The organism is Paenibacillus sp. JGP012 (assembly GCF_014203995.1).
Lineage (GTDB): Bacteria > Bacillota > Bacilli > Paenibacillales > Paenibacillaceae > Paenibacillus > Paenibacillus silvae.
On the sequence record NZ_JACHKG010000009.1, the window covers coordinates 176185 to 188384 of the forward strand.

Consider the following 12200-nt stretch of genomic DNA (forward strand, 5'->3'; position numbering starts at 1 on the left):
GCTATCGGTTCACCCGCTTTCGTGCCTCATCGTATTTTTCACTGGTAGAGCGCATGCCGCGAATCAAAGGAGTCGCGCCCGGCATACTTCCTTGCCCAAGTTGAATCAAAGCGGCCCTGTGATCATCCAGCTGTTGTTCCAGCACACGTCCCAGCCGCTCTGCAATCTCTTCACTCTTCCACGCTTTCCAATCTTCCACGATAGGCAAGCCAGCCTTCATTGAGATTTCCGGCAGATCATGCTGAACCATGCCATGACATAATGTGACCGGCACGGCAACAGCCTGCGGGAATCGGCGCAGCACAAGTCCAATACCCGGGCGAAACTGAATCGGCCGAGCCTCCTGATGCAAAATTTCACCCTGCGGGAAAATCCAGACCCTTTTGCCAGCAGCGAGAAGTTCGCCTGTATATTGCAACGATGTTCGAACACCAGATGCATTGTCCTTGTTGATTGAATACGCCCCGAGCTTGCGAAAAAAAGCATACTGCCGAAGCTGCCGCTCCTCCATCATCACATAATGATCACCGCGTGAGGTTTGCTTCGCTGCATGGTAGAGCAGCAGGCCATCCCACCATGAGCTATGGTTCATGAAATAAATAACGGGCTGATCCGGTGCCATAGGCAGCATCCCGCCCAAGCCATTACCCTCCATCATCTGCGGGTCAAGCGAGCCCGAAAGCGTAAACGAACGAAAACGTCTGCGCAGCAGATAATAATGATTGTACAGGGTGAATATCCGCTCAAACGCTTTGGATCTTTCGGCGCGTATCATAAAACCAGCTCCCCTCGGCAAGCAGCACACCTGCAATCGCGATGATGAAGCTGCCTGTGATGCCTTCCTTCAACGCCAACAGACCGAATAGAAGAATGAACAGCTGATACAGCCATTTCGCTCGCAGGAGCGAACGGCGATCGTTAGGCACAGCTGGCAGGAAAAGCGAAAGAAACGCCCCCATAATGAACCAGCTAATATAATTCGTCCATGGTACTCCATAGAATCCGCCTGGCGCCTGCCATTCCCAGAACCCTCTCGCATGAGCAACCGGGTCAAGCACCAGATCCAGTACAATCGCCCAAAAGCCTGTTTTGAATGCACGTACCAGCTTGCCACCCCAGGTCGATCCGCCACCGCTGATCAGCGCTGAATTGCCAACAACGGCAATCCAGGCGAATCCAAGCGTCACGGGAACACTGAACAGATGAATGCCAAAGAAGTCGGAGTACGCGTATTCTCCAAAAGGCCAGTGGGTGTGTACACCGATCCACTCTACGCTCATGCCCCCCAGCCAGATGATTAATGAAGCAATCCAGAGGTCATGACGCAGCCATTTGACTGACTGGTCGGACAGATTCGATTGGTTGGATTGCTGATATATAAGGTCAAGCACGTACAGTGCATAAAATACAAGAAATAGTCCGTTCGAGAAGGATAACACCTCGGGAACACCAATCGTAAGCATCAGGATGGCTCCGATGGTATACCACACCCAGTACACCCACTGGATCATCAGGATACCGCCATTCGGGAAGATTGATAAGCCAGCATCGGGTAACGCTTCATAATCGCACCGAGCATCTCCAGTTTCAATTCGTCGGTGACATACGCTCGTTTCGTATACACATCATAGTCGTTACGCTCTACGGCGTGCAGAATCGTGGAATAAAACGCCGCCGCAAGCTCGATTGAAAATGCACTCTCCACCGGATAGGTGTCCAGACGATCCATGCCGATGCGGAACCAGTTCAGCGCCGCCGACTTCATGTCATGGATAATCGCAACAAACCGTTCATCCACCACGCCGTTCTCCCAATCCTGCTCGGAGTACCCGTGCTTCTCCATCATCTCCAGAGGCACGTAGCGGCGCAATCTTGCCCGGTCCTCACCCACATCACGAATAATGTTGACGATCTGCATGCCTTTACCGAGTGCTATCCCGTTCATCGCCACTTCTGCCCCGTTATCGTTACGCAGCACAGGCAGCAGCATCTCGCCGACAGTTCCAGCTACCAGATAACAGTAGTGCTCCAGCTCCTCCATCGTGTCGTAATGGGTCTTCTTCAGATCACTTAACTGACCTTCCATCTGACGGAAAAAAGGGCCTTTGTCCAGATGCGGGAAGCTGCTGAACAGCCATCTCAGTGCAGGCCAAATGAAATGTCCCTCTGCCTCCTCCAGACGCTCAAACAAATCATGAATTTCATGTATCGTATATGTCGATTGCTCGGGTTCATCCACACTGTCGTCAATCATGCGGCAAAAGGCATAAATCACATATACCGCCTCGCGGCGCGGACTTGGCAGCCCTTTGAAGGCCTGATAAAAAGACGAGGAGCCCTTCTGCATCAACTCTTCACATCTGCTCAATATTGCTTCATTCATTTTCCCATCTCCTTCATGAGTTGATTGACAGCCATTCGTGCGCCTTGCATAACGATGGGCACGCCGCCACCTGGATGCACCGATGCGCCGGCAGCGTATAAGCCTCTGATCTGCGGAAACGGCTTGGGCTGCGGACGGTATACACCCGACTGAAACAGCACAGGTGCAATGCCAAAGCTTCCACCACCATACAGACCGTCACGCGCTGCGTCAGCAGGGGTCCGTACCTTTTTCCACTGTAACGCTGCACGAAGTCCCGGGAATCCCCGCTGCTCCGCCTCCTCCAGCACACGATCTGCCAACGCCTCGCTCTGCTCTTCCCAGTTCACGCCTTCAGCGTCCGGCACGGGAATGAGGAAATACAGTACACTCTGCCCTGAAGGAGCAGCCGAATCATCCACCGCAACCGGGTTGAACACATAGAACGAAGGATGTGCCGGAATACGCCGCTGCTTGAATACTTCCTTGAGACTTCCATCCAGACTTGGAGGCAGGAAAAACTGGTGTGTCACCGCATCATCCCAGCGTTTATCTGCCCCTGCGTAGACGAGGACACAGCCGGAAGAGGGACGATAGGCCTTTCGTCTGCCAGCTGCTTGAGGTGTCTGCTTCAATAGATCGTTCACATGGGGAAAATCCCCATTATAGATCACAGCATCCACATTTTCCGCGCCATCTGCCGTTTCTATACCTGTGCACACGCCACCTTGGATCATCAGGCCGGTAACTTCCGTCTGCAGCTTGATTCTGCCGCCGCGCGAGAGCAACTCCTGTTCCAGAATAGCCGGCAAAGCAGCATAACCGCCCTTCACCACCCAGATGCCATACTCGTGCTCCGCATAAGGAAGCAAGGAATAAATACCGGGAGTACCGAAGGGTGATCCACCGATATACAGGCTTTGCAGCGAATACGCATCGAGCAGTTCTTCATGTTCAAAATAATCCCCTACCGCCTTGCGCACACTTTTGTGTGCTCGCAGTCTGCCCATGAGTGACATGAGCGAAGGGGTGAAGAAATCCCTTTTGCGTGGAAACATCTGTTCCAGAAACGCTGCACGGCCTGCGGGAAACAGAGTGTCCATATCCTTCATAAACCGTGTGAATCCACGGCCCTCGCCGGGGAACAGCCGTTCAATCTCTGCCGTTTGCTGATCACGATCCGTCATCTTGGTCATGACACGTCCGCTGTGATAATGCACCCGGTATAACGGGTCACAGCGCAGCAGCTCAACCTTGGAGCGGTCCACGCCCGCCTCTTCGAGAATGCCCAGCAGCATCTCCGGCAGCAGTACAATCGTCGGTCCCTGATCAATGCGGTAATCGCCTTCCTGTTCAAAAGCAATTCGTCCACCCACGCGGGAACCCCGTTCGTATACCGTAACATCCCATCCTTGACGGTTAAGCAGCAGCGCGGAGGTAAGCCCGCCAATTCCTGCGCCTACAATCGCAGCCCGCTTCATGAGTGTCCTCCGACTTCCGCCGTCTGCACATAGGATGAAGGCTTGGTATGTCTGCGTGCATCCTCTTCCTGAATGAGTCTGACACTGATGCGGGCCGATTCAAAAATCGTCGGCAAACCGCTGCCCGGATGTGTACCTCCACCCACCAGCCATACACGTTCCAATTCCTCGAACTGGTTATGCGGCCTCAGGTACATCATCTGACCCAGATTATGAGCCATGTTGAAGGTTGCCCCGCGGTATACATCCAGCTCATTCTGCCAATCCAGCGGCGTAAACAGCATGCATTCTTCAATGCGGCCACGGATGTCAGCCAGCTCAGGAACCGCTTCAAGCCGCTTCAGCATCGCTTCCTGCACTTTCGATCGTTCGGCTTCCCAGTCAATGTCTCCCGTAAGGTTCGGGGTTGGCATCAGCACATAAAGTGCAGATTTTCCTGACGGTGCGAGTGTCGGATCAAGTCTGGATGGGTTATGAACATATAGAGACGGGTCTGCGGACAGCATTTTGTGCTTTGTAATCTCGTCTACATTGACCCGGTAATCCTCTGGAAAATAAATCGAGTGATGCGGCAGATCAATCTCGCCATCTACACCCAGATAAAGCATTGCTGTGGAGCAGGAATATTTTTTACGTTTCATTTTCTCAGGGGTGTACTTCTTCAGTACGCCAGGTTCAAACAAATGGTTCACTGCATGGGCAAAATCGGCATTAACGACAACATGATCGGCTTTAAGCCGTTCGCCGTTCTCGAGCAGCACACCTTCAGCCCGGCCATTGCGAACGATAACCTGCTTCACAGGTGTGGCGGTGTGAATACGTCCACCATATTCTTCAACGACATCGGCCATGGCCTGGAATACACGATTCACGCCGCCGATCGGATGAAACAGTCCATATTGGTGCTCGATAAACGACAAAATCGTAAACGTGCCCGGACAATCCCAAGCGGACATGCCCAAATATTTGGACTGGAATGTAAATGCCCAACGCAGGCGTTCATCGGTAAAATACCTGGAAAGAATGCCGTAAACGGTATTATTTATATCAAGCTTGGGTAGTGCGGTAATCGCATCTTTGCGCAAATAATCGGTGAGTTTGCCAAACGGACGCCGGAGCAGCGGCATCACTTTGCCAAACTTCACTTCCTCGTCTCGCATGTACCGTAGATAATTCTCTTCATTACCAGGGAAAAGCTCCTTGATCTGTGCTGCTGTCTCTTCGCGATTCCGTGAAGGCTTGAATACCTTGTCTCCAAAGTTCAAAGCGTACAGCGGGGTCAGTTCCTTCATATCCACATAATCCGACAGCTTGCGTCCGACCACATCGAACATTTCTTCGATCAACTGAGGCATCATCAGAAACGTAGCCCCGCGGTCAAACTTGTATTCACCCAGCTCCAGACGGGAAGAACGTCCTCCAATGGCTGGCTGCTTCTCGTACACATCGACCTCATATCCCTGACCAGACAGTAACATGGCTGCAGCAAGTCCGCCTGGACCTGCGCCAATGACGGCTGCACGTTTGCGTTGTTGATTCGGTATCATGCCACTCACCTTTCTATGTAGGGAACCTCTAGTTCTTAAGCCCCTAACCTACTATTAAACTGTGAAGAAACACTTCAATCGGATAAACCGAACAACATTATACAAATGTAGTACAAATATTATACGACAAGTAAAACATAAAATGACCGACGGGTCAAATTAATGTTCTTTTTCGGTGATTACACAGCAAAAAACATCCCTTAATCATTAGATCAAAGGATGTCCGCTAGATATGAATCTATTCTTTTTATCTTCGTTTTATGTTGAATGAGTATTGAATGTTGCTGTCTGTTTGATGGTTGTTCGCTGGCTGACAGCTCGCGGCTGTTCTGCAAGCTATTCATTAAAATACTCGCGTTCAATCCACGACTGCCAGTCTCCTGAATCTTCGGGCATAATCCACTCCGGGTATCGTGCATGTTCCGCACGTTCGAACCCTTTGCCACCCAGGACAAAGCGTACATGAGGAAACTCCTCCCGAATCCGGTCGATCAGCTGATCGCAGGTATCCACCAGTCCAGAGTTGGTAACGGACAGACAAACCAGCTTGATCTTCTGCTCGCGAATAATCGGGAACACACCTTCTTCCGGTGTATTGGCGCCAAGATACAGCACTTCGGCCCCATTTTTGCGCATAAATAACGAAAAGAGCAGTAAACCGACCTGATGATGCTCCCCTTCCGGGCACATGGCCAGAACTTTGGGCAGATGCGGATAGATCGGGAACAGATGGAAAAACTGATAAAAACGCTGGGAGATCAGCTGCGTCATAAAATGCTCCTGTGCTACCGTTGCACGCCCTTCCTCCCATGCGTCTCCGACCCGAACCAGAATGGGTACGAGCACATGATAGAACATGCTGTCGTATCCGTACATCGTGAATCCAAAATCAATCAAACCGTTGGCACGCTCGCCCTGAAAATGATAAAGAGAGTCATAAATCTGATCGGTCATATGTTCATATGCCTCTTCAGCATTAGGTACTGGAGGCGCTGTAGGCATAGGAATAACTGCTCTAGACCTGCTTTCTTTCTTTTCCTTCAACATGCGTACGGCCTCGGAGATGCTGGTCTGATGCTGATCAATCTGCTGCTTCAGCCAGCGCAGGTCAGCAACATGCTCTTCCGTGTACATGCGGTAACCCGAATCTGTCCGCTCAGGGGTGACCGCATTATACCGATTTTCCCAAGCCCGGAGCGTGACCGCCTGAATGCCAAGCATAGCAGCGACTTGTTTGATGGAATACACATGATTACCTACTTTCTCTCCATGAACGTTCTACAAAAATAATACACTCATTATACACAATGGCTCTACACCTGTCGATTAACGCGCTCCATTTCATCCTGCTGCACCTCTGGTGGGCATTCGCACACTTTTACTGCGTCAACATCGTCACACCTGTGGTAATATACGTCATTCAGCAAGCACAGAAGGGAGGCATCTACCATTGGTTTCATCGCGCCGCAGCATCTCGGAGCAACGTTCTCCACAACGCAAATTTCCTTACATACGAACAGCTATTGTGCTGCTTATTCTATGGCTCATTGCCGTGATGATCTATCAGACCTACAAGCCTCTGCCGCCAGGTATTTCATACGAAAGTCAGGAGTATCGGGTACAAAACGTGCAATTCCTGCACGATCTCACCTATCCTTCCTCCGATGGGCAGATGGAGCATGAACAGCAGATTTTCCAGCGAATGCTCCAGATCGTGAAGGATGCGGAGCAGTTTGTCGTCGTAGATATGTTTTTGTTCAACAACTATCAGCATAAGGGACAGCACTTTCCCCCTGTCAGTCAACAGTTCACCGATGCACTCATAGCCAAAAAAACAAAAAATCCTGATATGGATATCTGGTTCATTACCGATGAAGTGAATATCAACTATAGCTCTGCCCCCAACGCGCTGCTGGAGCAGATGATACAGGCCGACATTGAAGTCGTCATCACTAACGATGATCCGCTGCGCGATTCTACACCGATTTATTCTGCGGTCTGGCGTACGTTCTTCCAGTGGTTCGGTCAGTCCGGGAACGGCTGGATTCCTAACCTGATGGCAACAGACGGTCCGGATTTCACCCTGCGCTCCTATCTTAAATTGCTGAATGTGAAGGCCAATCACCGCAAAGTGGTTGCCAGCGAGAAAACCGCCATTGTCTCCTCAGGCAACATTCATGATGCCAGCGCTTATCACTCCAATATCGGTTTCGAGGTAACCGGCCCGGTCATCGGGGATATTATTCAAGCGGAGCAAGCCGTTGTAGATATGTCTGGTGGGGGGCAGCTGCCTGTATATGACGCTTCATCGCAGACCTCCTCTTCCTCTTCAGATTCCTCTCCCTCCTCCGAGGCAGCAAAGGAAAGTGAAAGTGAAGGGCCGATTCGTCTGCGATATTTGACCGAGGGTAAAGTTAATGATGCGCTGCTCTATGAGATCAATCAGACTGGCAAAGGCGATACGTTATGGATGGGCATGTTCTACATTGCTTCACCCAGAGTGCTGGAGGCATTGCTGGATGCATCGAAGCGAGGCACAGACATTCGGCTTGTGCTTGATCCTAATGAAAATGCATTTGGTCAAGAGAAGATTGGCATTCCCAATCGCCCTGTAGCTGCGGAGCTGCATGACAAATCCAGTGGCAGCATCCAGATTCGCTGGTATAACACCACCAAGGAGCAGTACCATACCAAGATGATCTACATTGCAAAAGCAGCCGGAGATCATATCGTTATCGGCGGCTCAACCAACTTCACCCCCCGGAATCTGAATGACTACAATCTGGAAAATGATATATGGATTGCCGCCCCGGCAGACGCTGCCTTCACGATTGATGTTGCTGATTATTTCAAACGGATATGGGCGAACGAGGATGCAACGTTTACATTGAATCTGGAGGAGTTTCAGGAGAAAACGACTTTTCTGAAAGGCATCCTTTACAAACTTCAGCTTATTCTAGGTTTTACTACATTTTGAGCTTTGCATTTATACTCGCTTTGAGCTGTGCTTTTATGATCGCTTTGAGCTGTGCTTTTATACTCGTTGAATGAAGGGTTATTTCCACGAATACTCCGTTGAATGACAGAACAACCTGTAAATAATTATTTCAGCACAATATGGCGAGTTCAGCTTACACCATGTGTCGACTTCAGGTCACAACAATAATAGGGACTTCAGATCACAAATAATAGCGTCTAAGATCAAAACAATATATAGAGACATCAGATCACACCATTATCCAAATACCTTATTATATCTGTGTGTATTATACATCCGTCTGCATTCCTCATTTGCTGCGGGTGTATTTTTTATCTTGACAGAGGATGAGATGTGTGAAAAGATGTTACCTAACGAACGTTAGGAAGGTGAACACAATGACTGCTCATTCCATTCGGGATGCAGCCCTTTTCCATTTTGCCAGAGACGGCTATGAAGGGGCTTCATTAAGAGCGTTAGCTGATGAGGTTGGAATCAAGAAACCGTCGATATATGCGCATTTCAGCGGGAAAGAGGACTTGTTCATGCGCACGCTTGAGTATGCATTTGATGAAGTACGGCGGCATACCTTGGAGTATTTTCGTGACCATACCCACCTTCCACTGGAAGAGCGTCTACGGGGGTTGCTGACGTGGTTTGAGCAGGAGTATCAGGAACATGCCTCTGCCAGGTTGATGCTACGTAACTGTTATTATCCGCCGCCTGATCTGTACAGCCAGGTCATGGATCTGGTGTATCCTTTTCTGGACGGCATGGAGCGTGCTTTGTCCCGGCTGTTGCAGCGAGCGATCCGCGAAGGAGATGTTCCGCCTCTTCCTGCCGAGCAGGCAGCGATTGCATTTATGACCTTTCTCGATGGCATTACGGTCGAGATCATATACGGAAGCTCGCGCCGTTACAAGCGAAGACTGGATGCTGCATGGCCTGTCTTTTGGTATGGCGTAAGAAGTTTGAATGAAGGGGCACGTTCCGCTGTGCCAGAAGGAGATTGACATCATGAACCGCAACTGGTTATACGTTTTTATTGGAGGAATCATCGAGATTGTCTGGGTCAGCGGGCTCAAACATGCCTCAAATACATGGGAATGGGCTTTGACAGCAGCAGCCATTGTTATCAGCTTTGCGTTAATCATCGCTGCTTCCAAAAGGCTGCCCGTTGGTACGGTCTATGCTGTATTTACAGGGATTGGTACCGCTGGCACGGTGTTGACCGAGATGGTGCTGTTTGGCGAGCCGTTTCGTTTGGCTAAAATACTGCTGATCGGACTGCTGCTCTGCGGTGTCGTCGGATTAAAGCTCGTGACAGATCAACAGGAAAGCAAGGAACCACAAGTTAAAGGAGGTGCTGCATAATGGCTTGGCTCGCGATTGCTGGCGCAGGAATCTGTGAAATTTTTGGCGTCATCGGTATTAACGGGGCTTCTTCTCGCAAAGGATGGCCTTACATCGTTCTGATGCTCGTATCCTTTGTATTCAGCTTCTCGCTGTTATCCTACGCTATGACTGCCATTCCTATGGGCACAGCCTATGCTGTATGGACGGGTATCGGTACGGTGGGAAGCACGGTGACAGGCATGCTGCTGTTCGGTGAACGGAAGGAAGCAAAGCGGCTGCTGTTTATCGCCATGATTTTGGTGGCGGCTGTCGGATTGAAGCTGATTACGTAACAGAAAAGCATGAAACCAAACGCTGGAAAGTTGAACCGCTCCCGGCGGTTTGGTGTTTATGTATTTTTTCGTATGATAACGATTCCAGGAAACGCTATTTGGGTGATATGACATGTTTATATTTTCTAACGATTCCAGGAGACCTTATTTGAGAGATCTGTTAATAAAATCGGCCCTTTTTCTTGTGTTATAGCGAAATAAGGTTTCTGGGAATCGTTACATTTTCAGATGGCTCTAAATCATCACTATAAGCTCATCTGAGTTCGTTAGAATATCCAGGTATGCGGGGAAACAACACAATCCTGAATGTTCAAGCAAAACCACTCTGAATTTTTAGCTGGAACATATTTCCTATGATATAAGCACATCATTTTATGCCTTCAAAAAAACACAATCTCTTTGCATTTAAACACACAACTTTATGCATCCGCGCAACACAAACGGTATACATTCAAGCACAAATTCAAGCAAAACGCGCTATACAATCGGTCAAGCAAATCAAATTACAACCACTATAAACGTTCAACGCATACTGACTCCCGCCTCATGAATTAAGCCGACAGTGAGTTAAGGCGTGAAGGAAAGTTACAGTGTCAGGCCAAGTTATAGCATGAGGATGGAGGAACAACAATAAGGATGAAGTAACAGTGGGAGAGTGTGTGCGTGTGAGAAAGAACAAGAGTAGATATGCACATGAGATTATGAAAATGAGAGAGGTTATACAGTAGGTTATACAGTGGGTTAAACAGTGAGTTATATAGTAAGTTATACTCTAAGTTGTACATAATAGTGAGTAAATAAAGCACATGATAAAATAAACTCGCCTGATAGACTGTGCCAGAGTGTCAAGCCCTCCGATCCAATACCAAAGGGCCCACAGTCAAGCCAAGCCTTGCCCCTGATCTATTCCCCTGTTCTATCTATTCCCCTTGTCCTTCAATAACAACCCAAGTACAAGATACAGCTTATTCACCGCCTGTAGAATGTACTATTTTTTGGCATTTTCATGCTAGGTTTGCGAACGAGAGAGCATGGATATTTCTTTTCTTCACCCGCATCTGCGCCCTCAAGACATAGAGAATTTGTAATCTGTTAATCACATCGTTTATACTTAGTTTGACCGCAAAGTCAATTCAAGAACTCAAGAGTTCCCGATGAGGTGAATGTATCCTTAATGAACCCAATTCATGAGATGAACGAAAAGAGAAAGCTGATCATCACCACAGCGCTCAAGCTGTTTTCTGCCAAGGGCAGTGCCGCTACCTCCATGCAGGAAATTGCCGAGTTATGCGGGATGTCCAAAGGCAGCTTGTATCTGATGTTCAAATCCAAGGAGGAGCTGGAGGCCAGTACGCTGGAGTATTGTGTGTACGTACTGATAGACGAGATGTCCCAGATCGAGCACGAGACCAGTCTGACCTCTCGAGAGCGGCTACACAAGCAGATTGAAGCGCTGCTGACACATGTCGCGGAATTAAAGGAATTTTTGCGTGTGCAGATGCGGAGCATGATGATGGATGATGAGCAGCAGCGCAAGGAAAAATGTACTCCTCAGCAAAGAGATATCGAGATTCGCACACTGCATTGGTTCAAAAGCAAACTGGAGGACTTGTACGGCCCTGAGATTGAGCCTTATACCATTGATCTCATTATGCTGACGCATGGGCTTTTCCTGTCTTATGTGAAAATCTGGTTTACCGAGATGCCTTCACTGACAGTGAACAAGATGGCATCCAACCTCCTGCAGATGATAGATTATGCAGCAGCAGGTTATCTCCAGCAGCGTCCAGAACCGTTATTTCCGCTTGAGCAGTGGCCAGCCTGGGTTGCGGAAACTCAGCCGGATTCAGCGATACTGCGCCATCCCTTCCATATTTTGAAGCAGATGCAGGACATCGCATCCCGGGAAATTCCTGCAGGACAATCAAGGAATGATGTCCTTGAGACCATTGCCATACTAAGACAAGAGATCATGGAGTTTTCTCCAAGACGAGCCATCATTCTGGGTATGATGCGCAATCTGGAAGGAATCGCACTGCTTGAACCTATGCACTCCGAGCTTCAGCACATTATGGATACCATGTATAACCGGTTTATCCAGGCTGACTCGTCAAACACATAAACAGGAGACACAGAGAGGAGAAG

11 protein-coding genes are annotated in these 12200 nt (G+C 49.1%); 5 read left to right on the top strand and 6 right to left on the bottom strand.

Going from position 1 to position 12200, the window contains the following annotated elements; translation table 11 throughout:
* Nucleotide 1: 1 nt before the first annotated feature.
* From HNR77_RS13825 to HNR77_RS13850, 6 genes are all read right to left on the bottom strand, one after another.
* Nucleotides 2–775, bottom strand: a complete 774-nt coding sequence (locus tag HNR77_RS13825) for a lysophospholipid acyltransferase family protein (RefSeq protein WP_184185059.1) — start codon at nt 773–775, stop codon at nt 2–4.
* On the bottom strand, nt 744–1511 hold the full coding sequence (locus HNR77_RS13830; RefSeq protein ID WP_184185062.1) for a carotenoid biosynthesis protein: 768 nt from the start codon (nt 1509–1511) through the stop codon (nt 744–746). Before HNR77_RS13830 ends, HNR77_RS13825 begins: the two co-directional genes overlap by 32 nt.
* Nucleotides 1511–2383 carry a phytoene/squalene synthase family protein gene (locus HNR77_RS13835; protein WP_184185065.1) on the bottom strand — a complete coding sequence of 291 codons (873 nt, stop codon included), beginning with the start codon at nt 2381–2383 and terminating at the stop codon, nt 1511–1513. The genes HNR77_RS13830 and HNR77_RS13835 overlap by 1 nt, the downstream gene beginning before the upstream one ends.
* Nucleotides 2380–3843 (bottom strand): phytoene desaturase family protein, encoded by a 1464-nt coding sequence (locus HNR77_RS13840; protein ID WP_184185068.1) that lies wholly within the window; start codon nt 3841–3843, stop codon nt 2380–2382. Before HNR77_RS13840 ends, HNR77_RS13835 begins: the two co-directional genes overlap by 4 nt.
* Entirely contained in the window at nt 3840–5390 is a 1551-nt protein-coding gene (locus HNR77_RS13845) for a phytoene desaturase family protein (protein ID WP_184185070.1), read from the bottom strand. Before HNR77_RS13845 ends, HNR77_RS13840 begins: the two co-directional genes overlap by 4 nt.
* A gap of 336 nt (nt 5391–5726) precedes the next feature.
* Nucleotides 5727–6638, bottom strand: coding sequence for a MerR family transcriptional regulator (locus HNR77_RS13850; protein ID WP_184185072.1), 912 nt, complete (start codon nt 6636–6638; stop codon nt 5727–5729).
* Between the two features lie 202 nt (nt 6639–6840).
* Here HNR77_RS13850 and HNR77_RS13855 point away from each other — a divergent pair, with 202 nt between their 5' ends.
* The 5 genes from HNR77_RS13855 to HNR77_RS13875 all read left to right on the top strand — a co-directional run bounded on the left by HNR77_RS13855 (nt 6841) and on the right by HNR77_RS13875 (nt 12177).
* Nucleotides 6841–8367 (top strand): phospholipase D family protein, encoded by a 1527-nt coding sequence (locus tag HNR77_RS13855; RefSeq protein ID WP_184185075.1) that lies wholly within the window; start codon nt 6841–6843, stop codon nt 8365–8367.
* A gap of 398 nt (nt 8368–8765) precedes the next feature.
* The gene (locus tag HNR77_RS13860) at nt 8766–9380 is read left to right on the top strand and encodes a TetR/AcrR family transcriptional regulator (RefSeq protein ID WP_184185108.1); all 615 of its coding nucleotides are present in this window, start codon (nt 8766–8768) and stop codon (nt 9378–9380) included.
* A gap of 4 nt (nt 9381–9384) precedes the next feature.
* On the top strand, nt 9385–9741 hold the full coding sequence (locus tag HNR77_RS13865; RefSeq protein ID WP_184185111.1) for a DMT family transporter: 357 nt from the start codon (nt 9385–9387) through the stop codon (nt 9739–9741).
* Entirely contained in the window at nt 9741–10055 is a 315-nt protein-coding gene (locus tag HNR77_RS13870) for a DMT family transporter (RefSeq protein ID WP_111269038.1), read from the top strand. The genes HNR77_RS13865 and HNR77_RS13870 overlap by 1 nt, the downstream gene beginning before the upstream one ends.
* 1192 nt (nt 10056–11247) lie before the next feature.
* Nucleotides 11248–12177 carry a TetR/AcrR family transcriptional regulator gene (locus tag HNR77_RS13875; RefSeq protein ID WP_184185112.1) on the top strand — a complete coding sequence of 310 codons (930 nt, stop codon included), beginning with the start codon at nt 11248–11250 and terminating at the stop codon, nt 12175–12177.
* Nucleotides 12178–12200: the final 23 nt, after the last annotated feature.

What these genes read in the sequence shown, in the direction of transcription:
- HNR77_RS13845 (WP_184185070.1), bottom strand. Translation starts at nt 5,390, where the DNA reads ATGATACCGAATCAACAACGCAAACGTGCAGCCGTCATTGGCGCAGGT.
- HNR77_RS13875 (WP_184185112.1), top strand. Translation starts at nt 11,248, where the DNA reads ATGAACGAAAAGAGAAAGCTGATCATCACCACAGCGCTCAAGCTGTTT.
- HNR77_RS13825 (WP_184185059.1), bottom strand. Translation starts at nt 775, where the DNA reads ATGATACGCGCCGAAAGATCCAAAGCGTTTGAGCGGATATTCACCCTG.
- HNR77_RS13870 (WP_111269038.1), top strand. Translation starts at nt 9,741, where the DNA reads ATGGCTTGGCTCGCGATTGCTGGCGCAGGAATCTGTGAAATTTTTGGC.
- HNR77_RS13860 (WP_184185108.1), top strand. Translation starts at nt 8,766, where the DNA reads ATGACTGCTCATTCCATTCGGGATGCAGCCCTTTTCCATTTTGCCAGA.
- HNR77_RS13835 (WP_184185065.1), bottom strand. Translation starts at nt 2,383, where the DNA reads ATGAATGAAGCAATATTGAGCAGATGTGAAGAGTTGATGCAGAAGGGC.
- HNR77_RS13865 (WP_184185111.1), top strand. Translation starts at nt 9,385, where the DNA reads ATGAACCGCAACTGGTTATACGTTTTTATTGGAGGAATCATCGAGATT.
- HNR77_RS13830 (WP_184185062.1), bottom strand. Translation starts at nt 1,511, where the DNA reads ATGATCCAGTGGGTGTACTGGGTGTGGTATACCATCGGAGCCATCCTG.
- HNR77_RS13840 (WP_184185068.1), bottom strand. Translation starts at nt 3,843, where the DNA reads ATGAAGCGGGCTGCGATTGTAGGCGCAGGAATTGGCGGGCTTACCTCC.